General features: G+C 68.5%; 25 protein-coding genes and 2 tRNA genes. 12 read left to right on the top strand and 15 right to left on the bottom strand.

Going from position 1 to position 25,452, the window contains the following annotated elements:
* Nucleotides 1–11: 11 nt before the first annotated feature.
* The 7 genes from ABZY11_RS06535 (at nt 12) to ABZY11_RS06505 (ending at nt 6,076) form a co-directional block, all read left to right on the top strand.
* A complete protein-coding gene (locus ABZY11_RS06535) occupies nt 12–659 on the top strand; it encodes an ABC transporter permease (RefSeq protein ID WP_356478030.1) in 648 nt (215 codons plus the stop codon).
* Nucleotides 604–1,923, top strand: a complete 1,320-nt coding sequence (locus ABZY11_RS06530) for a betaine/proline/choline family ABC transporter ATP-binding protein (protein WP_356478029.1) — start codon at nt 604–606, stop codon at nt 1,921–1,923. Before ABZY11_RS06535 ends, ABZY11_RS06530 begins: the two co-directional genes overlap by 56 nt.
* Nucleotides 1,920–2,819 (top strand): ABC transporter permease, encoded by a 900-nt coding sequence (locus ABZY11_RS06525; RefSeq protein ID WP_356478028.1) that lies wholly within the window; start codon nt 1,920–1,922, stop codon nt 2,817–2,819. The genes ABZY11_RS06530 and ABZY11_RS06525 overlap by 4 nt, the downstream gene beginning before the upstream one ends.
* On the top strand, nt 2,819–3,799 hold the full coding sequence (locus ABZY11_RS06520) for a glycine betaine ABC transporter substrate-binding protein (RefSeq protein WP_356478027.1): 981 nt from the start codon (nt 2,819–2,821) through the stop codon (nt 3,797–3,799). Before ABZY11_RS06525 ends, ABZY11_RS06520 begins: the two co-directional genes overlap by 1 nt.
* Nucleotides 3,800–3,876: 77 nt before the next feature.
* Nucleotides 3,877–4,485, top strand: coding sequence for a winged helix-turn-helix domain-containing protein (locus tag ABZY11_RS06515; RefSeq protein ID WP_356478026.1), 609 nt, complete (start codon nt 3,877–3,879; stop codon nt 4,483–4,485).
* A gap of 50 nt (nt 4,486–4,535) precedes the next feature.
* Nucleotides 4,536–4,733, top strand: a complete 198-nt coding sequence (locus tag ABZY11_RS06510) for a hypothetical protein (RefSeq protein ID WP_356478025.1) — start codon at nt 4,536–4,538, stop codon at nt 4,731–4,733.
* Complete coding sequence (locus tag ABZY11_RS06505; RefSeq protein WP_356478024.1) at nt 4,730–6,076, top strand: MFS transporter; 1,347 nt, start codon at nt 4,730–4,732, stop codon at nt 6,074–6,076. Before ABZY11_RS06510 ends, ABZY11_RS06505 begins: the two co-directional genes overlap by 4 nt.
* On the opposite strand, the gene ABZY11_RS06500 is transcribed toward ABZY11_RS06505, so the two are convergent.
* The 4 genes from ABZY11_RS06500 to ABZY11_RS06485 all read right to left on the bottom strand — a co-directional run bounded on the left by ABZY11_RS06500 (nt 6,006) and on the right by ABZY11_RS06485 (nt 11,621).
* Nucleotides 6,006–6,794, bottom strand: coding sequence for a S16 family serine protease (locus tag ABZY11_RS06500; protein WP_356478023.1), 789 nt, complete (start codon nt 6,792–6,794; stop codon nt 6,006–6,008). The two genes, ABZY11_RS06505 and ABZY11_RS06500, sit on opposite strands and share 71 nt — an antisense overlap.
* A gap of 86 nt (nt 6,795–6,880) precedes the next feature.
* Nucleotides 6,881–7,522 carry a helix-turn-helix domain-containing protein gene (locus ABZY11_RS06495; RefSeq protein WP_124723277.1) on the bottom strand — a complete coding sequence of 214 codons (642 nt, stop codon included), beginning with the start codon at nt 7,520–7,522 and terminating at the stop codon, nt 6,881–6,883.
* A gap of 335 nt (nt 7,523–7,857) precedes the next feature.
* Nucleotides 7,858–9,828 carry a hypothetical protein gene (locus ABZY11_RS06490; protein ID WP_356478022.1) on the bottom strand — a complete coding sequence of 657 codons (1,971 nt, stop codon included), beginning with the start codon at nt 9,826–9,828 and terminating at the stop codon, nt 7,858–7,860.
* A 179-nt stretch (nt 9,829–10,007) separates the two neighbouring features.
* The gene (locus tag ABZY11_RS06485) at nt 10,008–11,621 is read right to left on the bottom strand and encodes a hypothetical protein (protein WP_356478021.1); all 1,614 of its coding nucleotides are present in this window, start codon (nt 11,619–11,621) and stop codon (nt 10,008–10,010) included.
* Nucleotides 11,622–11,916: 295 nt separating this feature from the next.
* Here ABZY11_RS06485 and ABZY11_RS06480 point away from each other — a divergent pair, with 295 nt between their 5' ends.
* The gene (locus ABZY11_RS06480; RefSeq protein ID WP_356478020.1) at nt 11,917–12,447 is read left to right on the top strand and encodes a hypothetical protein; all 531 of its coding nucleotides are present in this window, start codon (nt 11,917–11,919) and stop codon (nt 12,445–12,447) included.
* 87 nt (nt 12,448–12,534) lie between these two features.
* Here the strand turns inward: ABZY11_RS06480 and ABZY11_RS06475 are convergent, their stop codons facing one another.
* From ABZY11_RS06475 to ABZY11_RS06460, 4 genes are all read right to left on the bottom strand, one after another.
* Nucleotides 12,535–14,316, bottom strand: coding sequence for a DEAD/DEAH box helicase (locus ABZY11_RS06475; RefSeq protein ID WP_356478019.1), 1,782 nt, complete (start codon nt 14,314–14,316; stop codon nt 12,535–12,537).
* Nucleotides 14,317–14,493: 177 nt separating this feature from the next.
* Nucleotides 14,494–14,862: a Fic family protein gene (locus ABZY11_RS06470; protein ID WP_356478018.1), complete on the bottom strand. Its 369-nt coding sequence runs from the start codon at nt 14,860–14,862 to the stop codon at nt 14,494–14,496.
* Nucleotides 14,862–15,059: an Arc family DNA-binding protein gene (locus tag ABZY11_RS06465; RefSeq protein WP_114249050.1), complete on the bottom strand. Its 198-nt coding sequence runs from the start codon at nt 15,057–15,059 to the stop codon at nt 14,862–14,864. Before ABZY11_RS06465 ends, ABZY11_RS06470 begins: the two co-directional genes overlap by 1 nt.
* Nucleotides 15,060–15,091: 32 nt before the next feature.
* Nucleotides 15,092–16,558 (bottom strand): MFS transporter, encoded by a 1,467-nt coding sequence (locus tag ABZY11_RS06460; RefSeq protein ID WP_356478017.1) that lies wholly within the window; start codon nt 16,556–16,558, stop codon nt 15,092–15,094.
* 186 nt (nt 16,559–16,744) lie between these two features.
* On the opposite strand from ABZY11_RS06460, the gene ABZY11_RS06455 reads away from it, so the two are divergent.
* Nucleotides 16,745–16,819, top strand: a tRNA-Cys gene (locus ABZY11_RS06455).
* A 376-nt stretch (nt 16,820–17,195) separates the two neighbouring features.
* Here the strand turns inward: ABZY11_RS06455 and ABZY11_RS06450 are convergent.
* From ABZY11_RS06450 to ABZY11_RS06440, 3 genes are read right to left on the bottom strand one after another with little or no spacing between them, the layout of a single operon-like run.
* On the bottom strand, nt 17,196–17,825 hold the full coding sequence (locus ABZY11_RS06450; RefSeq protein ID WP_356478016.1) for a hypothetical protein: 630 nt from the start codon (nt 17,823–17,825) through the stop codon (nt 17,196–17,198).
* Nucleotides 17,826–17,842: 17 nt separating this feature from the next.
* A complete protein-coding gene (locus ABZY11_RS06445) occupies nt 17,843–20,170 on the bottom strand; it encodes a hypothetical protein (protein WP_356478015.1) in 2,328 nt (775 codons plus the stop codon).
* Nucleotides 20,171–20,189: 19 nt separating this feature from the next.
* Entirely contained in the window at nt 20,190–20,624 is a 435-nt protein-coding gene (locus ABZY11_RS06440) for a hypothetical protein (RefSeq protein WP_356478050.1), read from the bottom strand.
* Nucleotides 20,625–21,129: 505 nt separating this feature from the next.
* Here ABZY11_RS06440 and ABZY11_RS06435 point away from each other — a divergent pair.
* Nucleotides 21,130–21,205, top strand: a tRNA-Arg gene (locus ABZY11_RS06435).
* A 286-nt stretch (nt 21,206–21,491) separates the two neighbouring features.
* Here ABZY11_RS06435 and ABZY11_RS06430 read toward each other — a convergent pair.
* The 4 genes from ABZY11_RS06430 to ABZY11_RS06415 all read right to left on the bottom strand — a co-directional run bounded on the left by ABZY11_RS06430 (nt 21,492) and on the right by ABZY11_RS06415 (nt 23,705).
* Nucleotides 21,492–22,007 carry a DUF1269 domain-containing protein gene (locus ABZY11_RS06430; RefSeq protein ID WP_326765842.1) on the bottom strand — a complete coding sequence of 172 codons (516 nt, stop codon included), beginning with the start codon at nt 22,005–22,007 and terminating at the stop codon, nt 21,492–21,494.
* Between the two features lie 98 nt (nt 22,008–22,105).
* Nucleotides 22,106–22,672 carry an AAA family ATPase gene (locus ABZY11_RS06425; RefSeq protein ID WP_356478014.1) on the bottom strand — a complete coding sequence of 189 codons (567 nt, stop codon included), beginning with the start codon at nt 22,670–22,672 and terminating at the stop codon, nt 22,106–22,108.
* Between the two features lie 8 nt (nt 22,673–22,680).
* Nucleotides 22,681–22,932: a DUF397 domain-containing protein gene (locus ABZY11_RS06420; RefSeq protein ID WP_356478013.1), complete on the bottom strand. Its 252-nt coding sequence runs from the start codon at nt 22,930–22,932 to the stop codon at nt 22,681–22,683.
* Nucleotides 22,929–23,705, bottom strand: a complete 777-nt coding sequence (locus ABZY11_RS06415) for a helix-turn-helix transcriptional regulator (RefSeq protein WP_356478012.1) — start codon at nt 23,703–23,705, stop codon at nt 22,929–22,931. Before ABZY11_RS06415 ends, ABZY11_RS06420 begins: the two co-directional genes overlap by 4 nt.
* A gap of 123 nt (nt 23,706–23,828) precedes the next feature.
* Between ABZY11_RS06415 and ABZY11_RS06410 the strand changes: the two genes are divergently transcribed.
* Both ABZY11_RS06410 and ABZY11_RS06405 read left to right on the top strand, forming a co-directional pair.
* Nucleotides 23,829–24,236 (top strand): hypothetical protein, encoded by a 408-nt coding sequence (locus ABZY11_RS06410; RefSeq protein ID WP_356478011.1) that lies wholly within the window; start codon nt 23,829–23,831, stop codon nt 24,234–24,236.
* Nucleotides 24,237–24,541: 305 nt separating this feature from the next.
* A complete protein-coding gene (locus ABZY11_RS06405) occupies nt 24,542–25,450 on the top strand; it encodes a serine/threonine protein kinase (protein ID WP_356478010.1) in 909 nt (302 codons plus the stop codon).
* Nucleotides 25,451–25,452: the final 2 nt, after the last annotated feature.

The following is a 25,452-nucleotide window of genomic DNA, read 5'->3' as shown; positions in this document are numbered from 1 at the left end:
AGGAGGGGTGCGTGAGCTTCTGGGAGTACCTGGCCAACCAACACCAACAGCTGCTCACCGACGCGTACCAGCACGTCAGTGCCGTGTTCCAGTGCATGGTCATCGCCACCGTGCTGGGCATCCTGATCGGCGTCGTCACCTACCGCAGCGGCTGGGCGGGGTCACTGGCCATCACCTCTACCGCGACGATCCTCACCATCCCCTCCCTCGCCGCGATCGGTCTGCTCATCCCGCTCGTCGGCCTCGGGGTCGCGCCCACCGTGATCACCCTGACGCTGTACGGGCTGCTGCCCATCGTCCGCAACTCCATCGTGGGGCTGCGCGGCGTCGATCCGGCGCTGGTCGACGCGGCGAAGGGCATCGGGATGTCGCGTCCGGCCCGGCTCTGCCGGGTGGAACTGCCGCTCGCCTGGCCGCCGATCCTCACCGGCATCCGGGTCTCCACACAGATGCTGATGGGCATCGCCGCCATCGCCGCGTACGCCTCGGGCCCCGGCCTGGGCAACGAGATCTTCCGCGGCATCGCCTCGCTGGGCAGCGCCAACGCGCTCAATCAGGTGCTCGCGGGCACGCTCGGCATCGTCATCCTCGCCCTGATCTTCGATGCCGCGTACGTACTGCTGGGGCGGCTCACCATTCCGAGGGGGATCCGTGTCTGAGACCGTCACCGGGAACACGACCGCCGACGGCGCCGGAACGAAGAGAACCACGTCAGGCGCCACCATCCAGCTGGAGGACCTGACCAAGCGCTATCCGGGCAATCCGAGCCCGGCGGTGGACAGCGTCTCGATGGACATCAAGGCCGGCGAGACGGTGATCTTCGTCGGCCCGTCCGGCTGCGGGAAGTCCACCACCCTGAAGATGATCAACCGGCTGATCGAGCCGTCGTCCGGGCGGATCAGGATCAATGACGAGGACGTCACCGACATCGACCCGGTGAAGCTGCGCCGCAAGATCGGATACGCCATCCAGTCGTCCGGTCTCTTCCCGCACATGACGGTCGCCGAGAACATCGCCCTCGTGCCGAAGATGGTCGGCTGGTCGAAGTCGAGGGTGAAGGACCGGGTCGAGGAGATGCTCGATCTGGTGGGGCTGGATCCCCGCGAGTTCCACGGGCGCTATCCCCGCGCACTCTCCGGCGGCCAGCAGCAGCGGGTGGGCGTGGCGCGGGCGCTGGCGGCCGATCCGCCGGTGCTGCTGATGGACGAACCGTTCGGCGCGGTCGACCCGATCACCCGCGACCACCTCCAGGACGAGCTGATCCGGCTCCAGCACGAACTGCACAAGACGATCGTCTTCGTCACCCATGACTTCGACGAGGCGATCAAGCTGGGTGACCGGATCGCCGTGCTGCGGGAGCGTTCGCACATCGCGCAGTTCGACACCCCGGAGGCGATCCTCACCAATCCGACGGACGACTTCGTCTCGGGCTTCGTCGGGGCCGGCGCGGCGCTGAAGCGGCTCAATCTCACCCGAGTACGGGATGTGGAGATGGCCGCGTTCCCGACGGTGACGGTCGACGACCCGCTCCAGTCGATCTTCAACAAGCTGCGCAGCGGCATGCACAACGAGCTGTTGATGCTGGACCGCAGGAACCGCCCGTACAAGTGGCTGCGGCGCGGCGACCTGATGCGGGCCCGGGGCTCGCTGGCGCGTGCCGGGCAGCTGGTCCACGACACGGTGACGCGCGACGCCACGCTGCACGACGCGCTGGAGGCGGTACTGACCGACAGCGGCGGGCGGGTCGCGGTGACCGGGCGGCGCGGCGAGTTCATCGGGGTCGTCGACATGCAGACCCTGATGAACTCCGTCCATGAGCTGCTGGAGGCCGACCGGCTCGCCGCCATCGAGCACCAGCACGACCTGGAGGAGCTGCGCAGCCACCAGACCGAGGCAGAGCTGGAGGGCGGTCCGGGCTCATGACTCCCAACTCCCCGTTGAACCGTGAATCCTTCCGCCGGGCGCGCTCCGGGCCCCCCACACCCTCCTCCGACAAGGACCGCCCGCCCGGCGAGCACGACGTCAAGGGCCATGCCTTCCGGGACGAGGAGGAGGAGCCCGCCCCGCCACCGGCAGGTCCGCCGCGCCGGTTCACCTGGCGCAAGCTGGTGCTGATGCCGGTCGGGCTGGTGATCGTGCTGGTCATCACGTATCTGTGGATCACCAATGTCCAGCTCGACTCGATCGCGCGGAACTCACTCACCGGCGGCAATGTGCAGCTGCGCTGGTGGCAGCATGTGCGGCTGACCGCGATCTCGACGTTCTGGGTGCTGATCATCGCCATTCCGCTGGGGATCGCGCTGACCCGGCGCGGGCTGAGCAAGGGCGCCCCCGTGGTCACGGCGGTCGCCAACATCGGGCAGGCGACACCGGCGATCGGTCTGCTGGCACTGCTGGTGATCTGGCTGGGCATCGGTCCGTCGACGGCGATCATCGGCATGGTGATCTACGCGGTGCTGCCGGTCTTCTCCAACACGGTGGCCGGCCTCAAGGCGATCGAGCCGAACCTGGTCGAGGCCTCGCGCGGCATCGGCATGTCGGCGACGGGGACGCTCACCAAGGTCGAACTGCCGCTCGCCGTCCCGCTGATCCTGGCCGGTGTGCGCACGGCGCTGGTGCTCAATGTCGGCACGGCGACCCTGGCCACCTTCGTCGGTGGCGGCGGCCTCGGAGACCTGATCACCTCGGGCATCCAGACCCAGCGGATGCCGGTGCTGGTGCTCGGTTCCGTACTGACGGTGGTGCTGGCGCTGCTGGTGGACTGGCTGGCCTCACTGGTCGAGGTGGCGCTGACGCCGCGCGGACTGGAGGTGGGGTGATGGGTCCGCGGAAGCTGCGTACCGCTCTGGTGGGTGCGGTGGCGTTGGCGCTGCTGCTCTCCGGGTGCGGGCTGAAGAGCGGCTCGCCGATGGTGGACGACGTGGAGCCGGGCTCGGTCGGCCGGGGGAAGCCGCTGGACGGTGCCTCGCTGACCGTCACCTCGAAGAACTTCAGCGAGAACATCGTCCTGGGCCAGATGATCGGTCTGGTCTTCAAGGCCGCCGGCGCGGAGGTCCTGGACCGGACGAACCTGCCCGGCTCGATCAGCGCCCGCGAGGCGATCATCAAGGGCGACGCGGACGCGATGTACGAGTACACGGGCACCGGCTGGATCACCTACCTCGGCCACGCGAAGCCGATCCCCGACCCGATCGAGCAGTGGGAGGCGGTCCGGGACGAGGACCGGAAGAACGGGGTGACCTGGCTTCCGCAGTCCACACTCAACAACACCTACGCACTCGCCATCAGCCGGAAGAACAACGCGAAGTACCACCTGAAGACGCTCTCCGACGTCGCGGCGCTGGCGAAGAAGAACCCGTCGGCGGTGACGATCTGCGTGGAGAACGAGTTCGCCTCGCGCGACGACGGGCTGCCGGGCATGGAGAAGGCGTACGGGATGTCGCTCCCGGCCGCCAACATCAAGAAGATGGACGCCGGGATCATCTACACCCAGGTGTCGAAGTCCGACTCCTGCCTGCTGGGCGAGGTGTTCACCACGGACGGCCGGATCAAGGCGATGGACCTCGAAGTGCTCGTGGACGACAAGCACTTCTTCCCCAACTACAACGCGGCGCCGGTCATCCACACCAAGACCTTCGAGAAGTATCCGGAGATCGCCGGGCTGCTCGACCCGGTCAGCAAGAAGCTGACCACCGAGGTCGCCCAGGTGCTCAACTCCAAGGTGGACGTGGACGGGCAGGACCCGCACCAGGTGGCGAAGGACTGGCTGATCCAGGAGGGGTTCATCAAGGAGGGGTGAGCCGAGGAGTCTCCTCGCAAAGGTTTTGTTGCAAAGAATCTGTTGCAAAGAGAGTTTTGCAACTCTATGGTTTACCCATGCCCGCAACAGAGGACGGCGCCGAGACCCCCGCCGAAACCGAGAACATCCACAAGGTCGACGCCCGCACCCTGCGCGGGCTGGCCCACCCCCTGCGGCTGCGCCTGCTGGCCGCCCTGCGGGAGTACGGTCCTGCCACCGCCTCCCGCCTCGCGGACCGGCTCGGCGAGTCCAGCGGCGCCACCAGCTACCACCTCAGGCAGCTGGCGGCGTACGGCTTCGTCGAGGACGACCCGGAACGCGGCAAGGGCCGCGAGCGCTGGTGGCGGGCCGCGCACCGGGGCACCGTCTTCGACAGCGGCAGCTTCCTGAGCCACCCGGACCCCGAGGTGCGCGGTGCGGTCGACGTCGTACTCCACGAGATGGCCACCACGCACGCCCAGGAGCTGAACACCTGGATCGGCACCATGCGCGAATGGCCCGAGGAGTGGCGCCACGGCTGGGACGTCAGCGACTTCAAGGTGCGCCTCACGCCGGATCTCTCCGAGGAGCTGATCGGGAAGATCCACGAACTCATCGAGAGCTACCGGGGCCGGGTTCCGGAGGGCACCGAGGGATCGGCCAACGTCCGCAGCCATGTGCACCTCTTCCCGCGTCCCGCGGAGTAACCAGCCCCGCGGGCAACGAGCCCCTCCTGACCGGAAGGAAGGACACTGTCATGCACTCCGACACGCACCTGCTCCTGCACAACATGCGCTCCACCGAACTACGGCAGTACGCAACGGAGTTCGACCTCGCGCAGACCGCTTCGCGCACCGGGCTGCGCACCCGACTGGGCTGGGGTCTGGTCGAGTTGGGACTGCGCATCCTGCCCCGCCACTCCGGCCGTGGCCATGCCGCAGCCGGTACGGCATGACCGGCCGGGGGAACCGCAGCCGCATACCGCTCGCCGCCGTACTGGCCGCCAACTCCGTATCCAGGGCCGGTAGTTCACTTACCCTGATCGGCGTTCCGTGGTTCGTGCTGGAGACCACGGGCAGCGCGGGCCGGGCCGGTGTCGTGGCCTTCTGCGCGACCCTGCCGATCGTCGTCTCCGCCCTGATCGGCGGTCCCGTCATCGACCGGATCGGACGGCGCCGGGTCTCCGTCGCCTCCGACCTGGTGTGCGGCCTCTCCGTCGCCGCCATCCCGCTGCTGCACCACGCGGACACCCTGGCCTTCTGGATGCTGTGCGCGCTGATGGCGGTCGGCGGGCTCGCGCACACCCCGGGCGACACCGCGCGCTATGTCCTCGTGCCGGATCTCGCCGAGCACGCCGACACCACCCTCACCCGCGCCGCCAGCCTCTTCGACGCCGTCTCGCGCGGCGCCCGGATGGTCGGGGCGGCGCTGGCCGGCGTGCTGATCGCGCTCGTCGGCGCGGAGACCGTGCTGCTGCTGGACGCGGCGACGTTCCTGACGTCCGCGCTGCTGATCGCGGCAGGCGTACGAGGGGTGCGCGCGGCCGAGCCGCACAAGGCCGCGGCGCCGGTCTCGCTGCGGGCGTACCGCACCGAACTGCGCGAGGGATTCGCCTACTTGCTGGGCAACCGGCTGCTGCTGGCGGTCGTGGTGATGGTCCTGTTCATGAACGGCACCGACCAGGGCTGGAACGCCGTCCTGCTGCCGGTGCACGCCTCCGCCGAACTGGGCGGGGCCGGGGACATCGGACTGCTCACCGCGCTGTTCGGCGCGGGCGGGCTGGCCGGTGCGCTGCTGTACGGGGCGGTCGGGCACCACTTCTCGCGGCGGGCCGTGTTCACGGTGTGCGTGCTGCTGTGCGGCGCGCCCAGGTACGTGGTCGCGGCGCTGACCGGGACGACGTTGCCGCTCGCCGTGACCATGGCGCTGAGCGGTCTCGCGGGCGGGGTGCTGAACCCGATCCTGACGACCCTGATCTACGGAACCGTGCCCGACGAACTGCGCAGCCGGGTCTCCGGGGTCCTCACCGCGGGCGGCGAACTGGCCATGCCGGTGGGCGGTCTCGCGGCCGGCCTGCTGGTCGAGAGCGCGGGCGCGAACGGTGCGCTGCTGGCGATGGGCGGGGTGTACCTGCTGGCGACGCTGAGCCCGCTGGTGTTCCCGGTGTGGCGCACGATGGACGGTACGGGGGCGGGCGGGGCCGCAGTACCGTCACCGGCCGGCGAGGTCAGCAGCTCGGGACCTTGTGTCCCTGTTCCAGCGCCCGGAGCGAGGACACCGCGCCCTTCAGAGTCGTGACCGGGATCAGCCGCAGCCCCTTGGGAAGCTCGGCGCCCGCCTCCCTGCACTCCGCCTTCGGCACGAGGAAGACGCTCGCTCCGTCGCGGTGCGCGGCCTGGGTCTTCAGCGACACCCCGCCGACCGCGCCGACCTCCCCGTTCGCCTGGATCGTGCCGGTGCCCGCGATGGTGCGGCCACCGGTGAGATCGCCGCCGGAGCCGTCGCCCTCCAGCTTGTCGACGATGCCGAGCGCGAAGAACAGACCGGCGCTGGGGCCGCCCACGTCGGCGAGATGCAGGGTCACATCGACCGAACCGGGCTTCTTCCCGAGGTAGTTCAGGGCGGCGTCGACCGCGGAGTGCTGCGACTTCCGCATGTCGTCGAGGTTGTGCTTCTCGATCTCCTTCTCGGAGCCACCGCTCGGGTAGACGGAGTCGCGGGGCAGCACCGCCCGGTCCGTACGGAACCAGCTGTCGATCACATCACCGACGCCGACATCGGCGGTGGGCCCGGTCGCGACGATCGTCGTCATCCGCAGCTCGCCCTCGGTGGGGCGGGTCGGCGCACCCTTGATGCTGATCACGGGCGTGCCGTGGTCGTCCCCGAGCACGTTCGCGGTCGAGCCGGGCTGCGCCAGGGTGAACGGCAGCGGCGCGAAGGCGGCCACACCGAACAGGGCGAGGACGGGCACGGCGCACAGGGTGAGGGCACGGGGGCGCGAGAGACGAGAGAGCACCCGCCCAATCTAACCGGCCCCTGCCACGACCCGGGCACCCGCGCCGTCCGCCTCTGCCCGCGGGCGCCGGTCCGGCTCGCAACGCGCTACCGGAGCGCGTCCGCGACTTCCCGGGCGGCGTCCACCACGCGCGGGCCGACGCGCTCGGGTACGGAATCCGCGAGCATCACCACGCCCACGCTGCCCTCGACCCCGGTCACCCCCACCAGTGCCGCCGCGGCCCCGCTCGCCCCGGCCTCCAGTTCGCCGTGGGTGAGGGTGAAGGCGGTCTCGCCGACCGGTTTCTGGCGGGCGGCGAGGATCGCCCGGCCGGCGGCGCCCCGGTCCAGCGGATGGCGGAAACCGGCCCGGTAGGCCACGTGGTAGTCGGTCCAGGTCGGCTCGACGACCGCGACGGCCAGCGCGTCGCTGCCGTCGACCAGCGTGAGATGGGCGGTGGCCCCGATGTCCTCGGCGAGCGAGCGCAGCGCGGGCAGTGCGGCTTCGCGGACGAGCGGGTGCACCTGGCGGCCCAGGCGCAGCACACCCAGCCCCACTCGGGCCCGGCCGCCCAGATCACGGCGTACCAGGGCGTGTTGTTCCAGGGTGGCGAGCAGACGGTAGACCACGGTCCGGTTGACACCGAGTTTGTTGGACAACTCGGTGACGGTCAGGCCGTGGTCGGTGTCGGCAAGCAGTTTGAGGACCCTCAGGCCCCGGTCGAGCGTCTGGGAGGTTTCCGCGGTCACGACGCCCTCTCCTCTTTGATGAGCGGCAGCGGCTGGTTCCCACGGAATGTGCGCCGCCGGTCCCAGCGGCGACGCACGGAGAGGCCGCCGGCCTGGCCAGGCACCGGCTGCGCCCCGCGGCGGCTCTGCCACGGGGCGTTCATTTTTTGGGACAGTAGCGAGGGAGTCCGCTCAGCGGAAGACCTCGTCCAGAATCCGGGCGTCGCCGGGGGCAGGGTTGTCTTGAAGCAGCATAAGCGCCGGTCAGCGCGGCGCCGGCCGGAGCCCGGGGATCTACGCGCGTCCAGGTCGGCCGACGCCTTCACGGCGGTTCGCGCACCGGAAGTGAACAGCCGTTAACTCACGGTGAATGACTGCTGCACAATTTTTCCGTTCACGAGCACCTCACAGGCCCGGATCGCCTTCGTCGCCGGGTCGCGGACGGTGAAGACGAGGGCGAAGGTGCCGTCGAGGCCGATGACCCGGGTGACGTACGGGTCGGCGGTCTGCTTCCCGTCCGCGGTGCGGCCGGTCACCGAGACCGTGGCGACGGGGGCGAATCCGCGCCCGGTCACCTGGACCGCCGTGCCGACGGGCCCCTCGGACGGCGAGAGCGCGAAGGACGGTCCGGCGGGGACGGTCCCGTCCTGGACGGTGAACGCCGCCGTCTCGGTACGTGGGTTGACGAGTACCTCCCGGACCCGGATGGCGACGGTGTCGGCGGCGTCGACCCGGAAGGTCTGCGAGAACGCCCCGTCCAGCCCGACCACCTTGGTCTTCGCCGGGTCGGACGTCTGCGAGCCGTCGGCCCGCAGCCCGACGATGGAGACGGTCGCGACCTTCGCGAAGCCCTGCCCGATGACGGTGACGGCGGTGCCCTTAGGACCGGCCGACGGGGTGAGCACGACGAAGGACGGGGCGACGGTCAGCGGGGTGAGCGCCTGCGCTCCCCCGGCGGTGACCCGGAGCGCGTACACGGCGCGCGGCGTGGATCCGGCGACGGTGACCGTACCGGCGAGTGTTCCGTCGGCGCCGATCCGGAGCGTGGAGCCGCTGATCCGGGCGCTGTCGCAGGAGCCGCCGTCGGCGGCACAGAGCGCGGCGGTGGGTGTGGTGCCGCTCGGCCAGTCGCCGCCGGAGAGGGCGATCGTCCCGCCCGGCTTGACCTTCGCCGCGCCCGCGGAGAGCGTCGCGGAGGCGTCGGTCACGGTGAACGGTGTGGTCAGCACAGTGGCTGGATCGTTGCCCTCGTCGACCTGGATCGAGGCGATGGCCGGGTCGGAGACGGTGAACTCGGCGCTGAACGTGCCGTCGGGGGTGCTCTTCACATAGACGGCGGTGTCGTCGAGCGTCGCCCCGCTCGCGTCCAGGCCGATGATGTTGATCCACCGGTCCTGGAAGTAGTTGCTGCCGGTGACCCCGATGACGCTGCCGACCGGCGCACCGGCGCGGGAGAGCGCGATGGCCCGTGGCCCGTCGGGCTGATACGCCTTGACGGTCAGGGGCGCGGTCGCCTCCTTCGTACCGTCGCCGACCTTCACCAGGTACGAGCCGTCGGGCACGGCGCCCGCGGCGGCGAGCACCGCGCTTCCGGTCAGCTCCCCCGAACCGCTGATCGCGAGCGTGCCGGAGACGAACTTGCCGGGGTCGCAGCCGCCGCCGTCGGCCGCGCACAGCGACGGTACGGGGGTGGCGCCCGCGGTCCACAGACTGCCGGACAGGGCGACACCGGTGGACGGCCGGACGGCGGTGGTGGGCGCGGTCAGGGTGGCCGGATGGCCCGCGGTGCCCTCGGCGGTCACCGTGCCGATGGACCCGCCGCCGCTCACCACGTCGCACGGGGTCTCGTAGGTGGAGCCGAGCACCTTCGTACGCGTCAGATTGCGTACCGGGGTGAAGGAGATCGGGCCGCTCGCGTCGGCGGGGATGATGAAGTCCCCTTCGTACGGCGGGATTTCGATGGGCTTGCCGGACGGGATGTCGAGGTTGATCCGGGGGCCGGTCACGGTGACCGTGCCGGTGGCACCGCCGGACATGGCGAAGTCGATGCTGGGCGTGGTGGGCACATCGCTCAGGCTGAGGCCGCTGGTGGCGGGGGACGGACCGAGGGTGACCTTGGCGTGCACCTTGCCGCCCGGGTCGACGATGGCCGGCGAGAGGTCGACGCTCATCTGCTGCGGCCCGGTCGCCTCGCCCTGGCCCGCGGGCAGGGAGCAGTGGACGGTCGGGGTGACGGTGCCGGCCTCGGCGGCGGGCGCGAGTGCGACGGTGCCGCCGGTCCAGACGAGCACGGCCCCGGCGGTGAGGGCCACGGCACGGCGTAACACCGCACCCGGTCTTTCGGTTCTTCTCGATCGTCGGGCGGGCATGCGGCTCCTCCATGGGTGTCGTCCGCGGCTGCGGAAATTCTCCGAATCCGGAATGGCGGGTCCGGAATGTCGAGCGCCCGCCCGCTCCGATGCGATACGGAGCGGGCGGGCGCCTCCGGGACTTTTCCTGACGGTTCTCAGAGAAGGGTGAGGGTGAGAGTGGCGCTGTAATCTCCGGGCCGGGTGAATCCGGGAACGGTGAGGGTGAGATCGGCGTCGGCGTCGAACCGGCCGCCGGTGAACGGGCGGGAGCCGTCCGGATCCATCCGGCACAGGCTCGCCGCCCCGCTTCCGAGCGCGGCGGGCGATCCGGCCACCGGCACCCCCACGCTGCCGCTCTGCGCCGTGCACCTGGGTGTCCACCGGACGGCGCCGGCCGGGATGGTGCCTCCGCCGGTGCTGGTGAAGCCGGTGAGGGTGGCGGTCAGGGACCAGCCGCTGTCGACGCCGCGGGCGTCCTCCACCTCGACCCGGTTGAGCCGGGAGCGCTGCACACCGCTGCCGGTGCCCAGGACCGTCGTACCGAAGTCGACGATGTCACCGTCCTGGACCATGGACAACGTCCCGGCCCTGACCGAGGTGTTCAGCTTCTGGTCGGCGCTGCCGCCGCCTCCCCCGCCCGTGGAGACGGTGAACGGGGCGGTCCGCACGGTCGCCGGGTCGTTGCCCTCGTCGGCCTGGACGGCGACCACGGCATCGGAGATCACGGTGAACTCGACGGCGAAGGTGCCGTCCGAACCGCTCTTGACGTAGACCGCGCTGTCATCGAGCCCGGTGCCCGTCGCGTCGAGACCGATGACGTTGATCCAGCGGTCCGGGTTGTAGTTCTTGCCGTTGACCGTGATCACGCTGCCGACCGGGCCGCTGCTCTGCGAGAGCGAGATCTCGCGGTCGCCGGCCGCGACGGCCCTGACGGTGAGGGGGGCCGTGGCCTCCTTCGTACCGTCGTTGACCTTCACCTCGTACGCACCGTCCGGCACCGCACCGGCCTCCGCGAGGGTGGCCGTGCCGTGCAGTGTTCCGTAGCTGTCGAGGGTGAGCGTGTGGCTCTTGAACTTCAGCGGATCGCAGCCGCCACCGCCCACCGCGCAGAGCGAGGGCACCGGCGTGCCGCCCGGCGCCCAGCCCGAACCGCCCAGTGTCACGGCGGTGTTGGGGCGTACGGGGTCGGCGGGCGCGCTCAGGGTGGCGGGCTCGGAGCCGGTGCCCTCCACCGTGACGGTGCCGATGGAGCCGCCGCCGTCGACGACGCCGCACGGCGTCTCGAAGACCGAGCCGAGCACCTTGGTCTGCGTCAGCGTACGGAGCGGGGCGAACGAGATGTCCCCGGAGGCGTTCGCGGGGACCAGGAAGTCGCCCTCGTACGGGGGGAGTTCGATGGGCTTGCCGGCCGGGATGTCCATGGTGAACTCGGCACCCCGCACCGTGACGGTGCCGGTCGCCCCGCCGGACATGGCGAGGTCGAGGCTGGGGATGGTCGGCACGTCCTCCAGGGCGAGGCCGCTGGTGGCGGGGGACGGGCCGAGCGTGACCTTCGCGTGCACCTTGCCGCCCGGGGCGACGACCGCGGGCGACAGCTCGACGGTCATCTGCTGCGGCCCGGTCGCCTCGCCCTGGCCCGCGGGCAGGGTGCAGTGGACGGTCGGGGTGACCGTACCGGCGGCCTGCGACCCGGCCGGCGGCGCGGCCTGGGCGGTGGCCCCGGCGCAGCTCAGCGACATCACGAAGCAGGCAGCGAGCAGACCGGTCACGCCGGGTCTTCGTCGTCGTATCACCAGACACCCCTCCATGGCCCATTGATTGCGCACATTGAGGAGGTCACGTGCGGAGAAGTCAAGAGAGAATTTAATGATCCTTGTCTGAAATGCTCGAAAAGCATTTCCGCAAGAAATTCAAGCGTGCCGTTGATTCAAGTGTGCCGGTTGACATCTCTTGACTTCTCTGAAGATCACAGTTTCACTGCACCCGACATGCCGGGCCCGGCAACGCGGATCCGCCTCTTCGGTGAATCTGCGGAATTCAGAACCGGAAGGAGTTCCCCCCGTCATGTCGTCGAATCGAAGACGCATCCCGCTGGTACTGGCCGCGGCCTGTTCCGTGGCCGGCGCGCTCGCGCTGGCTCCGGCGGCCCATGCGGTGACCCCGCTCACCGCGACGGCCACGTACGACTGCGGCGCCTGGGGCAGCGGTCTCGCCACCCTGACCGCCACCGACTCGGGCACGTCCAAGACCATCAAGATCACGTCCACCGCGATCACCATGCCGGCCGGTACCAGTGCCGACCCGAACAGCATCACGACGACGCTCAAGCTCACCAAGACCTCGGGCGGCGTCACCAGTCAGGTGCAGTTCTCCGGGAGGACCAACCCCGGCATGAGCGGCGGCAGCCCGATCACCCTGGGCCCGCTGAAGCTCACCTCCGGCACCCTGGCTGCGGGTGACAGCACGAATTCCGTGGTGCTGCCCGCTCCCCCGAGCGCCACCAACTGGTCACTGCAGATCGTCGCCTCGTCCCCGACGTCGGCCACGGTTCCGTGTGTGGCCACGGCCAACCAGTCCGCGCCGTTCGTCTGGTAGCCGCCCCCCTCATCCGCACCGACGACGCCGGCCCGGGGCGAGGACCGCTGTCCCCGCCCCGGGCCGGCATCCGAACGCCCCGCCGACTCACGTCATGCGGGTGGCCCACTCCTGGACCTTCTTGATCCGCTGCTGGATCTGCCCGGCCGTGGCCTCCGCGCTCGGCGGCCCGCCGCACACCCGCCGTAGCTCGGTGTGGATCACTCCGTGCGGCTTGCCGCTCTGGTGCGTGTACGCCGACACCATCGTGTTGAGCTGCTTGCGCAGCCCGAGCAGCTGCTTGTGCGTGACCACCGGCCGCGCGTCGGCCGGCTTCTCCAGCAGGTCGGCCTCCCCGGCCGGCTTCTGGCGGCTGTGCGCGATCTGCCGGGACTGCCGCTTCTGGAGCAGCAGCTGCACCTGGTCGGGTTCCAGCAGCCCCGGAATCCCCAGGTAGTCCTGCTCCTCCTCGCTGCCGGGGTGCGCCTGCATGCCGAATTCGGCACCGTCGTACAGCACCCGGTCGAAGACCGCGTCGGATTCGAGGGCCTCGAAGGGCAGCTGCTCCTCGGTCTCCTCGTCCTCAAGCTTCTCGGCGTCGGCGAGGAGCTTGTCCTCCTCCGCGAACGGGTTCTCCTCGTCGCTGCCCTTCTTGGGCTTGTCGAGGACGTGGTCCCGCTCGACCTCCATCTCGTTGGCGAAGTCGAGCAGCATCGGAATGGTCGGTACGAAGACCGAGGCGGTCTCACCGCGCCTGCGCGAGCGCACGAAGCGCCCGACGGCCTGCGCGAAGAACAACGGCGTCGAGATGGTGGTGGCGTACACGCCCACGGCGAGGCGTGGCACGTCGACGCCCTCCGACACCATGCGGACCGCGACCATCCAGCGGGATTCGTCCTCGCTGAACCGGTCGATCTTCTTCGATGCGGCCTTCTCGTCGGAGAGGACGACCGTGGCCTTCTCACCGGTGACCCGCTTGAGGATCTTGGCGTACTCGCGCGCCGACTCCTGGTCGGTGGCGATGACCAGTCCGCCCGCGTCCGGAATCCCCTTGCGCACCTCGCTCAGCCGCTTGTCGGCGGCGGCCAGCACATTGGGGATCCACTCGCCGGTGGGCGACAGGGCGGTGCGCCAGGCCTGCCCGATGGCGTCCTTGGTCATCGGCTCACCGAGCCGGGCGGCGATCTCGTCACCGGCCTTGGTGCGCCAGCGCATGTTGCCGCTGTAGCTGAGGAAGATCACGGGCCGGACGACGCCGTCGGCGAGCGCGTTGCCGTAGCCGTAGGTGTAGTCGGCCGAGGAGCGCCGGATGCCGTCGTTGCCCTCCTCGTACATGACGAAGGGGATCGGGTTGGTGTCGGACCGGAACGGCGTACCGGTGAGCGCGAGCCGCCGGGTGGCCGGGTCGAACGCCTCCTGGCACGCCTCGCCCCAGGACTTCGAGTCACCGGCGTGGTGGATCTCGTCGAGGATGACGAGGGTCTTGCGCTGCTCGCAGCGGTTGCGGTGCAGCATCGGCCGCACGCCGACGCCCGCGTAGGTGACCGCGACGCCGTCGTACTCCTTGCTCAGCGGACCCGCGCTGTAGTCGGGGTCGAGCTTGATCCCTATCCGGGCCGCTGCCTCGGCCCACTGCTTCTTCAGGTGCTCGGTCGGCGCGACGACGGTGATCTGCTGCACGACGTGGTGGTGCAGCAGCCATGACGCGAGGGTCAGCGCGAAGGTGGTCTTCCCCGCGCCGGGGGTGGCGACCGCGAGGAAGTCGCGCGGCTGCTCCTGGATGTACTTCTCCATGGCGCCCTGCTGCCAGGCTCGCAGCTTGCCGGCCGTGCCCCAGGGGGCGCGGCCGGGGAAGGCGGGTGAGAGGTGGTGGGAGGCGGTAGTAGTCACGGTCTCCGGTTCGGGTCTCTCGGGTACGTGGGGCGCTGTCCGCACGGGCCGGGACGGACCCGCACGCGATACGACAACCGGGCCACCTTACCGGGGGGCGGCGCGGAACCCCGTACGGACGAACGGCGGTTCGGCGCCGCTGAGACCCTCTTCACAGATCGTCTTCACAGATCGGCGTCACACGGCGAAAGCGGGAAGCCGTTCGGCGATCTCGGGCATGTCGAGAGCGCCCTGGCACACATCCAGCACGAACTTCTCGGCTGCGTCGACATCGAAGTCCGCGCTCAGGCGATGCCCATTGATGTGCAGGAAGACCCAGGTGGCATACCAGGCGATGCGCTTGTTCCCGTCGACGAGCGCACGGTTGCGGGCCAGGGACTCCATGAGCGCCGCGGCCTTCTGCCACACGTCCGGATAGGCGTCCTGGCCGAACACGCTCGCCTGCGGGCGGGCGAGCGCCGAGTCGAGCAGCCCGTAGTCGCGCACCTCTGCGGCCCCGAGGCGCTCGGCGAGGTCGAGCAGCTCGGGCAGCGTGAGGTAGTTCATCAGGCGAGCCTCCGGTTGAGCTCCTCACTCACCTTCAGCACGTGGTCCGCAGCCTCGTTGAAGAGGCGCGAGTGTTCGTTTATGGCGGTGATCACCGCGTCGTGGGCGAACGACTGCATACTCCGCCCTTCCGACTCGGCGCGCGCACGCAGTGCGTCCAGCTCTTCTTCGGTGAACCGCAGATTCAGACCAGCCATGCTTGGACGGAACCGCGTGGTACCACGCGGTACTAAGCCCTTGTCCGCACCCGCGCCGCCACCCAGGCCCCCACCAGCGCCACCCCCGCCATCGGCAGGAAGACCACCGCGAACGCCCCCGGATGAGATCCGGCGGCCCCCGCCTCCGCCACCCCGTGCACGGCCCCCACCGCACCGCCGCCGAGCGCGGCGAAGGCCGCTCCGCCCGCGGCCAGCAGCAGGACGTTCGACAGCCCGTCGGAGATCTGGAGGGCGGCCGAGTTCGCGCCCGCCTCTTCCGGCGCCGACAGCTTCAGCAGCAGCACGCTCGTCGATGCGATCACCATGCCCATGCCGAAGCACCCGAAGGCCCACGCCACGGCCACGGTCCAGACCGGCACCCAGTCGATCAGCACGGACGGCGCGGCCGCGATCGCCGCGGCGACCAGCACCATGCCGCCCACCATCAAGCGCTCCCGGTACGGCTCAAGGCGCGGCCGGGACTGTACGTACGAACCGAGCGCCCAGGTCGCACCCCCGGCCGCGAGCGAGAGCCCGGCCATCGTCGGGCTCAGGCCACGCTGGGTCACCAGCATCAGCGGTACGAACGACTCGGCGGCGATGAACGACCCGGCCGCCACCCCGCGCAGCAGCACCACCGAGGGCAGCCCGCGCGCCGCCCGCGCGGTGCCCGGGGGCAGCAGCCCGCGCACGGCGGGAACGAGCAGCCCGAACCCGACAGCGGCCGGAAGCACCGCAATCCAGTTCCGCTCCTGCCCGGCGTACTGGAGCAGCCCCGCCCCCAGCGAGATCCCGAGCGCGAGCAGGATGCGGCGCCGGTCGTACGGCTCGACGGGCGCCGTCGGATCGGCCGGCCCCGATGCCCGGCGCCGGATCGCGGGCAGCGCGAGCGCCAGCGGGAACACCACCAGCACGGGGATGCCGATGAAGACCCACCGCCACCCCAGGTGCTCGGTCACACTCCCGGCGGCGAGCGGCCCGACGACGGACGGGATCACCCAACTCGCGGCGAACGCGGCCATGATCGACGGCCGCAGATGCTCCGGATAGGCCCGGCTGATCACCACGTACAACGCCACGATCACGAGCCCGCCGCCGAGCCCCTGAACGGCGCGCCCGGCGATGAACGTCCACATGCTGCCCGCCGTACCCGACAGCAGCAGCCCCGCCCCGAACGCACTGATCCCGGCGGCGAGCGGCCCCAGCGGACCGCGCCGGTCCGCCCACTGCCCGGAGAGGACCATGGCGAAGAGGCTGGTCGTGAAGTACGCGGAGAACGCGAACGCGTAGAGCGGGATGCCGTGCAGCTCACGCGCGGCGACCGGCATCGCGGTCCCCACGGCGGTCGCCTCGAAGGCGATCAGGAACACGACGGAGACGATGCCGACGCTGAGCGCCCGGTAGGTACGCCCGAGCACCCCTCCGGATTCGACGGCGACAGGAGCCTCCGCGGCAAGCGGCGGGGCATCGATGTCGTCACGCGGTTCCAGGGCACTCATGAGCCCAAGAGTAAGGGGCAAGATCTCATTTGAGCCCTGTCGCGGGACGGTCCGCCGCTCGTCCGTTGGTCGTAGGACCGCGAGGCCGATCGTGAACGCGGTATGGCAGTCGCATTGCACCCCGCCCCGCACTCTTGAACACCCGGAACACCCGCCCCTACGGTCGAACCACGACGAGGAACACACGGCCGTGTGCCCGAGTGGTTCAGGGGCTCGACTGCAACTCGAGTTACACCGGTTCGAATCCGGTCACGGCCTCCACAAGACCTTGCGGCCTCGCCGCAGGCGCTCCAGACCCCACCGCACGAACGATCAGCACGGACGCAGCTCAAGCATGCTCGTCGTTGTCGGCTCGACCAGCGGACCGCTTGCGGGCCGGCTTTCACCACCCTTGACCCCGCGTGCCTCTCCCCCAGTGAGAGGAGAGGCACTCACTACCTCCCCGGCAACCCGGCCGACGGCCGGCCCCCACCGTGTCGAAGCTGTGAGTGCTGTCGCCGTACGGGTTCACTCGATGCTCCAGCGCGCTCGGGGCACAGACCTGCTCGACGCTGGAGACCGTGGCGTCTGGATCCGGGCGCCGACCCAGGGCGCTGAGAAATTGGCGGGCCAGTCGTCCGTTGCCTCACTCCCCACTTCATCCAGGGAGTACTGATGGAATCTTCGGCGTATCGGCGCATGCCAACTCGCCCATAACGATGCGAGCGAACGCCGTCAGCACCTTCTGCCGCAGGCTGACGTTCAGCCCGGGGTCGGCCACTTCCATTTCGAGAGGAAGCCCCACCCCTTGCCCCGACGGCGCTCCGGACACCTCACACCTGACGAGAAGCCTCATACTCGGCCGCCCCGTCTCCTTCTCGACGAAGACCTGGTCGTTCACCTTGCGCCAAGACCGGGCGTACTTTGGCTCGCTCATCGACTTCATGGTCAGAACCGACCACTTGACCGTGGCCTCAGTCACCTGGGCGCCGCCATCCTTCCCCAGGACACTGATGCGGCAGGCGCTGTAGGAATCGTGAAGCAGATCGTTCTCGGTCCACGCCTCTGCCTCACTCGTCAGACGCCCGGCCAGATCTCTGAGCCCGAGGCGGGCGGAGACGTTCGAGTCTCCCTCCCCCATCGCGTCGACCACCGCCCCCACGTTCTGCTTGCCCAGGTACCGATGGCAGCGGGCAAGGTCCTTGGATACGTCCGGCTGGCCTTTCGCTTCCGAACACCCGGAAAGCACAACAGCGCCTACAAACAGGGTGCAGACCAGCATCGACAACGACGCACGATTCGTCACTATTTGACCTTCATCGGCTGGCGGGCGGCAAGGACACCATTGTTGTATTGCGTCTCGGTGTCCGTCAGGAGTTGGCGCTTCTCCCCCAGGGACATCCCGACAGAGTCCGCATAGTGGAGTATCGGAGCAACAGCACTTGCCTGCCCTTGGCTGTCATTTCCGTCAATACTGCCAAGCGCCTCGTCATCATTGTTGTACTCGGCATCCTTCAAGTACTGAAGAGTATCGTTGCCATATTTCGTGTCGACGGCCCCTCCTACCGTTTCCATGATGAGAGGCACCGCTGTGGTTGCAACCACACCCGCGGCCGGGCCGAGCACCACTGCCGACCCCACGCCGACAACACTGCTAACGGCGCTACTGACGCCATATTTCCTCCATTCGGCTTTCTTCTCCATCGCCAGATTCCTCAGGTCTTCTTCATCCTTGAACTCCTGACTGATTCCGATATTACGCGACTCGTCAAGAATTCCGTGGACCTTCGTACCATTCCCCGCAAAGGTCAATGCTTCTTCCTGACGCCCATCCCCGAAAGCCCTCAATCCGCTCGCTTCGTAAATCTGCTGCGCCGAACTCAATGCCTTGTAGCCCTCGTCATCCATGGCGATCGAAGCCATAAACCTGCGGGCTGCGACCTCCCCGAAGTCGGTCCTGTGCGAACCGTCACTACTCCTGGCAAACAGACTGTCCCGCTCTACGGAATCTCCAGCTCCACCGAAGTTGTATGTGGAGTAGTTCAAATCATCAATGTATGCAGCACCCATTCGCCCGAGGCTGTCCTTCAGGGCGGCATGCCGTTCCCTCAGGCCCGAGTCTCCGCCGTACGTGTTGATGACGTCCTTCATAATGGCCGCCGTCGCTTCATCCCTATTCAGCACCGGCGTGGCATCGTCCCAACCGTGTCCGGTAGTTGCGGCCTCCAAGGCGTGCCCGAAGGCATCCGGCATGTAGTCGGCCGCCCCCTTCACTCCCTCCGGGGCCCCGCTTTCGGCATCCGGGAAGGAATCCCACTTGTCGTTCGCGAAGAAGTCGAGGTAATTCTCGACAGGATAGCCGTCCTTACTCTTGCCCAGGTCCGCCTGCGCGTCCCTATTGATCGTGCCGTCCTCGTTGTAGGCGGTCGGTTCATCAGTGAAGAAGTGCTTGGCCGCGTCCGGACTGTTCCCCAGCGCCTCCAGCATGGCAATGCTCGGGTCATAGCCCGCCCCATTGACGCCGGAGGGGTTGAACGGATTCACGAGGAGACCGTTCATGACCCTGGTCCCTGCGAACATGCGCGGATCCTTCTGGTGCAACTGAGCCACATGCTCGGCGATCGGGTTGAGGAACTTGGCGTCGTAGTTCCCGTACCGCATGATGCCGCCGAGCAGTTGGTAGCCGTATGCGGTGTCGTACCCATAGCGACCGGCACCAATTGGGATGCGTTCCGTACCAAGCCCCCGCAGCTCGGGGCCCCACTTCGCGGTGAACTCCTTGTCCTGGGAGGCCATTGCCAGGTTGAGGCCGAGGTTTTTCTGGAGATCCTGGACGTCCTTGAGGCGCTTCTTGTCGACCGCTCCGTGGCTTTGTGTGTCAGTGGAAAGCTGACCGAAGAACGACAGTGACTTCTCCGGGGTCAGCTTCTTGTAGAAGTCCTTCGCGAACTCGGAAGAATTACTGTTGTCGTGAAGCAGTTCATTGAGCGCTTGGAGCTCGGTGTGTGTGATGTCGCGACCCTTGGCAGCGAGTGCGGCTGCGCGGGCCGCCTCCTCCTGGTCCAGGTTCTCGTACTTCGGCGCGGTGAAGTCGCGCCCCTCGGTGACGTTGGCCTCAAGGGCGTTCTTGAAGGCGACATCGGTGTCATTGCAGTTGTCGACGATGAGGTCGATCTTCTTCTGCCATGCCTCGATCGCCTTCTTCTGCTGGCCCAGAATTTCGAAATAGTCGGGATCTTGGTTGGGCGAGACTCCTGACTTTTCGTAAGGATGCCGAGCCGTGACCTTGCCCTTGGCGTCTACATGGATGCCGGCCGAGGGTCCATCGTCGTCGCGAATTCTGATCAGCGCATCCTTGGCCTTCTTGATGGCCGCGCACGCGTCTTCGAGGATCTGCTTGACCCCCTTGGCTTCGGCAGCAGCGTCCTTGAACTCTTTGGCCGTCTTGCCGATGAACCCCTTCGTGACCCCCGCGTTGACACCCTCCCACTCGGCCTTGTCAGCTTTGGCCTTCATACCGTCACGGGCATCCTCGGCCAGCCGGTCCAATTTGGTGACCATCTCCGACCAGTCGTCAGCCGCCGCCTTCAGCTTGGCCACGGGCGCGTCGACAATGTCCTCGAACTTCAGCATGTTCCTGTTCCCCCACGCACTACTTCAGGTACTGATTGAGCTTGGAAACAGAAATCAGATCGCCACCGATCTGCACATCGTCCTTCGCATGGGCGGACTTGGTGTAGTCGAGATGGTTCGAGATCTGCGCACAGGAATCGAGAAGGGTCTTCAGGTGGGTGTTCCACCGATCATGGACCTTCAACAGCGCAGACCCACTCGAAAAGTTCCCATTGGTGAGCGCGATCGCCGCGTCGAAGGTCGAGGGCCGAGCATGGTCACCCTCCTTGGAAAGCCGGGTACGCAAACCGTACGCATCATGCCCAATGGCACCCAAGTGGTCTTGATTGACCGCCAGATCGGCGTTGACGGGACCGGCTTGGCCACCAGTGCCGCCCTCAACCCCGTTGAGCCGCACATCGACCCGTTGCGTCGATTCCGCGCGAAGCGCCGCCCACTCTGCGTCGAACGTCACGAATTCCCCCGTTACCCATCCCTGGTTGCCGTCGAAGCCATTTTCACCGACGCTCACGCTAGCCGCTCGGTTTCAGCCGATGCACCCCGAGAGGTCCTCACTTTTCTCACGAAACCGAATAAAGTGGAAACCAAGGGCAGCCATGTCTACCGTTCGTCGGCTCGTCGCCGCACCCCACCAGGGCCGCCGACACACTCGAAATGAGAGCCACTCCGCAGGTCGAAGTACGCCCCGACCACCCCCAGTCGTAGGTGAGTTGTAACCGGAATGGCCCAGCAGGCAAAGCGTAGGACGTTCGGGTTGTTGAGGAGCGGCGTATCAACTGGGCTGGCAGGTAGGACAGTTCGCTCCTACTGCCCGAGAGGCTCTCTACTGTGGACGGGATGGCTGATCGCACAGACCACGGCGTCGACCCGCAGACCCACCTCGACCTGCTGGCCTGGCTGACCGAACGCGCCCAGAGCTTCGAGCACTGGGCCGAGTCCACCAGCACAGAGGAACGCACGGCCGCGTGCCCGAGTTGTTCAGGGGCTCGCACTGCGACTCGAGTCACACCGGTTCGAATCCGGTCACGGCCTCCACGCAGTACGCCCGCCCAGCACGCGTCATCTGTCGCGCCGGGCGGGCGTCTGCGTTTTTCAGGAACACCCCTGGGCCTTGAGCGCGGACGGTGCGAAACCGTTGATGAATTGCTTCAGCGCTTCGCAGCGATCGACGACGTCTTCGGGTACCGGCTTGGATTCACCGAGTTCGACAAGGACGGGGTACTTCCGCGGGGAACCCTGATCTGCACCGGGTCCCCACATACGAAAGGCGACCACCCTGCGCACGGCGCGGGCAGTCGCCTTCTCTCGTACGGTCCGGAGATCAGGAGGCGATCGTCGTCTCTGCCTTGAGCGCTTCCTTCACCATTTCCCGCAGGTGTGCCTCGTCCTCCTTGCTGAGCGAGGTCTGGACGAGCTGGCCGCCGAACTTAACGATCTCGGGGACGACCTTGTCGCGGGCGGACGTCCTGACGAGCACGAAGACGGCGGCGGCGCCGGGCCGGAGATTGGCGCTCAGCTCCTTCATGAAGTCGTCGTTGACACCGGTGTCGACGGCGGACCCTCCGGCGGCGCCGGCCGCGGCGCCCACCGCGGCACCGAGGAACGGCACGAGGAAGAGCAGCCCGATGACGCTCCCCCACAGCGCGCCGCCCGCGGCACCGGTACCCACGTGGTTGACGGCCTGATGCAGCTTGATCTTGCCGTCCTTCTCGCGCCGTTCGACGACGACGACGTCCTCCAGCTCGACGAGGTGCTCGCGGTTCATGGACAGCAGCTTGTCCCGGACCTGGTCGGCGGTGGCGAGATCGTCGTAGGCGATGACGAACAGATTGCTCATACGGCTGACTCCTCCTCGTGGTGCTTTACCGCACCAACCATAGAGGAACTGTTGTTAAATAAGACATTAGGTTCGAATGCATCGGCCCTCCAGCCTCTTCAGCTCTCCGCTGCTCCTACCACCCGCGCCCGGTCGAGCCCCGCGAGAACCGCGTCGACCGTCTGCCCCACGGTCTGCCCGGTCGTGTCCAGCCAGAGCCCGATCCGCGGCGTCTCCTCCCGCAGCACCCGGTCCAGCGCCTCGACCGTCCACCCGGCCCCGTAACCGCTCTTGCCCCGCCCCGCCTCCCGCTCGGCAACGACCCGCGGATCGGGCGCGAGCACCACGACGTACAACGGCCGGGTCCGCACGCGCTCGACATACGCGGCCAACTCCTCCCCCAGCACCACGTCCTGCACCACCGCGGTCCATCCCTCACCCGCGTACGCATCGGCCGTCATCGCGGACAACCGGTACCGCAGCCGGAGTTGAGCCTCGGCCTCCTCGTACGCCCCCGGCACCATCTCGGCCCGCCCGGACACCACCATCCGCCGGAACACGTCCCCCCGCACATGAACAGCCCGCGGCAACCGCTCGGCGAGGGCCTGGGCAACGGTGGACTTCCCGGACGCCATCACACCGGTGATGAGGACGACGGCGGGGCCGGGATCAGCAGCTCGCAACACGTTCGCGATCAGCCCGTGACGGCGCCGGCCAGGAAAGCGGTCCAGGCAGCGGGGGTGACGGCGAAGGTGGGGCCTTCGGTGACCTTGGAGTCGCGGACGTGGACGGTGTGGGGGCAGGTGGCCACCTCGACGCAGGCCTCGCCCTCGTTGTTGCTGTAGCTGGACTTGCGCCAGTCGTAGGCGACTTCGACGCAGGCGCCGCCCTCATTGCCGCTGTAGCTGGACTTGAACCAGGAGAGCTCGGGCCCGGTGGTGGTCACAGTTGCCTCGCCTTCGTTTCGATGATCTCCGCCGACTTCCAGGGGTTGAGCGCCTGGGCCCGCAGGATGCCGAAGAGGTCGAACGTATCGGCCACCTTCTCCGGCCTGGAGATCAACCTATCGTCGCCCTGCGCCTCCACGTACACCAGATTGCGGCCTTCCGCCGTACACATCAACTGCATCGGCCCCATCAATCCCGCGTGTGTGTGCTGATCCGAGGGCATCACCTGCACCGTGAGGTGGTTCATCCGCCGCATGCACTCCAGCAGATGCAGCAACTGCTCCTTCAGCACCTCCGCACCGCCGAGCGTCCGCTCCAGGATCGACTCCTCGATGACGAACCCGACGTACGGCGGAGGCGTACGCATCAGCACGGCCTGCCGTTCCAGCCGCGCCCCGACGTGCCGGACGATCTCGTCCTCGGTGTACGCGGGTTTACGTGACCGGTACAGGGCGTACGCGTACCCCTCCGTCTGGAGCAGCCCCGGAATCAGCATCGTCTCGTAGGCGCTGATGACCCGCGCCTGCCGTTCCAGCCGCGCCCAGTCCAGGAACTTTGCCGGGTACTTCTCCTCGTCGATCAGCTCGATGCACGCCTTCAGCGCACCGCCCGCGACGAAGACCCGGTCCGCGTCGGCCAGCAGCTCCAGCGACGGAATGCGCTCCGCCCGCTCGACCGCCCCCATCAGCGACTCCGAGATCAACAGCTTGTCCGCCGCGTCCTTCTGCGTGAGCCCGGCCCGCACCCGATGAATACGGATCAGTTCGCCCACGAGCCGCCGCACCTGCGACGGCTCACCACTCGTCCCCACAGCCACCACCACCCTCACCACATCCCGTCGATGTGGACCGCGTCCTCCTGGTCACGCTATGCAGCCGCCGGGATGCTTGGGGTCATGACGAGCAAGAAACTCCCCGAATGGGTACCCGCCGCCGGACTCCAACTCCACCTGACCGGCATCCACTTCGACGCCATCCGGCTGCGGGGCGTACGGGGCGAGGCAGTTCTGCAGCACCTCGGGACGCTCACCGAAGGCGAACCGGGCCCGGTCGTACGGGAGATCGCGGGTGCCCGGTGGACGTACTTCCTGATCCCGCCCGGATCGAGCAAGGAGTACGACTGGCCGCCGGGCGCCAGGTGCTTCGGGCCGGCTGCCCGGGACCAGTACGTGGGAATCCCCGCACCGGACGGCAACACATACCCGCTGAGCTGGCGATGCGGGGCACCGGAAGAGGGGGAGTTCGTGGACGTGGAGCTGCTGTACGGGCTGGTGATGGCGCAACTGGCCCCGGAGGAGGGGTGAAGCCGACGCAGGAAAGGCCGCGCGACCGATCACGCCTCGCCCCGGATGACTTCGACATACCCCGACCCTGGCCATCGACCGGTTCGACGAGAACCGCCGGGTCCGCAGCGCAACGCCGGGATCTCACCACACGGACATCTGTCAGCGCGCCGCTGGGCTGTGTCGACGCCTTCCTCCCGCCGCACAGTCCCGCCCCTATCGCGATGTTCATCAACAGTGGCCACAACCGCAGCCCTTGGGATCAGCCTCTGGGGAGCTGAGTAGGCTTCCCTTGTTCTGATGACGTCCGGGGGGATTTCCGCTACATGCAACAGCCGCGCCGCACCTCCGCCCGGCAGATCGGCCCCTACACCGTCATCACGAGGCTGGATCCGACCGGCCCCGGTGCGATGCCCGTCCCCGAGCAGCGTTTCATCGCACGTACTGCGGACGGCGACCGGACATCCGTGGTGAGCGTCCCGCCCGACGGCGTCGACTCCGCCCGATTCCTCGTGGAGGCACAGGCCGCCAGGTGCCATCTCGGCCCCTGGTTCGCCCCCGTCACCGAGTACGCGCATCCCGGCATCCCCGCCTGGTGTGCGCGCCCGTACGTGCCGGCCGTCCCTCTTCCGACGGCTCTGGCCGTCCATGGGGGGCCGTTCACCGGAGACACGCTGCGGGCCCTGGGCGTCTGCCTGGCAGAGACGCTGGCCACCGCCCACGCCTCCGGATTGACCTACGCCGGGGTGTCCCCCGCCGCTGTGCTGCTGGCCGGAGACGGGCCGCAGCTCACCTGCTTCGGCGCAGTACGGGCCGCCGCCGAGGACGGACAATCACGCTCAGGGCTCCCCGGCCTTGAGCGCGGCAGCCTCCCGCCCGAACAGGCCACGGGCGGGCGCCCCCGGCCAGCGGGCGACGTGTACGCACTGGGCGCTGTGCTCGCGTACGCGGCAACCGGCCACACAGTTCCCGACCGGGACGAACTGCCCGGCATGCTGCGCTCGCTCATACCGGCGTGCCTGGCCCGCGACCCCGCGGCCCGCCCCCGGGCGATCGACGTACTGCAGGCACTCTCGCCCGCGTCACCTGCCCCGCCCACATCGCCTGTCGCCACCGTCCTGGACTCGGGATCGGAAGCGAACCGGATGCAGCTGCCCGGCCGGGTAATCGCGGCGATTGCGCGCCAGTCCGCGGAAATCCTCGCAGCCGACGTTCTCCCGCCACTCGGAAGCTGACC

It is taken from the genome of Streptomyces sp. NPDC006510, from assembly GCF_040611955.1.
Classification (GTDB): domain Bacteria; phylum Actinomycetota; class Actinomycetes; order Streptomycetales; family Streptomycetaceae; genus Streptomyces.
This window is presented reverse-complemented; position numbering and strand designations above follow the sequence as displayed.

Excerpts from the sequence above, each read along its gene's own strand:
- ABZY11_RS06465 (WP_114249050.1), bottom strand. The coding sequence starts at position 15,059 with ATGGCTGGTCTGAATCTGCGGTTCACCGAAGAAGAGCTGGACGCACTG.
- ABZY11_RS06515 (WP_356478026.1), top strand. The coding sequence starts at position 3,877 with ATGCCCGCAACAGAGGACGGCGCCGAGACCCCCGCCGAAACCGAGAAC.
- ABZY11_RS06530 (WP_356478029.1), top strand. The coding sequence starts at position 604 with ATGCCGCGTACGTACTGCTGGGGCGGCTCACCATTCCGAGGGGGATCC.
- ABZY11_RS06480 (WP_356478020.1), top strand. The coding sequence starts at position 11,917 with ATGTCGTCGAATCGAAGACGCATCCCGCTGGTACTGGCCGCGGCCTGT.
- ABZY11_RS06510 (WP_356478025.1), top strand. The coding sequence starts at position 4,536 with ATGCACTCCGACACGCACCTGCTCCTGCACAACATGCGCTCCACCGAA.
- ABZY11_RS06445 (WP_356478015.1), bottom strand. The coding sequence starts at position 20,170 with ATGCTGAAGTTCGAGGACATTGTCGACGCGCCCGTGGCCAAGCTGAAG.
- ABZY11_RS06520 (WP_356478027.1), top strand. The coding sequence starts at position 2,819 with ATGGGTCCGCGGAAGCTGCGTACCGCTCTGGTGGGTGCGGTGGCGTTG.
- ABZY11_RS06525 (WP_356478028.1), top strand. The coding sequence starts at position 1,920 with ATGACTCCCAACTCCCCGTTGAACCGTGAATCCTTCCGCCGGGCGCGC.
- ABZY11_RS06410 (WP_356478011.1), top strand. The coding sequence starts at position 23,829 with ATGACGAGCAAGAAACTCCCCGAATGGGTACCCGCCGCCGGACTCCAA.
- ABZY11_RS06505 (WP_356478024.1), top strand. The coding sequence starts at position 4,730 with ATGACCGGCCGGGGGAACCGCAGCCGCATACCGCTCGCCGCCGTACTG.
- ABZY11_RS06470 (WP_356478018.1), bottom strand. The coding sequence starts at position 14,862 with ATGAACTACCTCACGCTGCCCGAGCTGCTCGACCTCGCCGAGCGCCTC.
- ABZY11_RS06430 (WP_326765842.1), bottom strand. The coding sequence starts at position 22,007 with ATGAGCAATCTGTTCGTCATCGCCTACGACGATCTCGCCACCGCCGAC.
- ABZY11_RS06460 (WP_356478017.1), bottom strand. The coding sequence starts at position 16,558 with ATGAGTGCCCTGGAACCGCGTGACGACATCGATGCCCCGCCGCTTGCC.
- ABZY11_RS06405 (WP_356478010.1), top strand. The coding sequence starts at position 24,542 with ATGCAACAGCCGCGCCGCACCTCCGCCCGGCAGATCGGCCCCTACACC.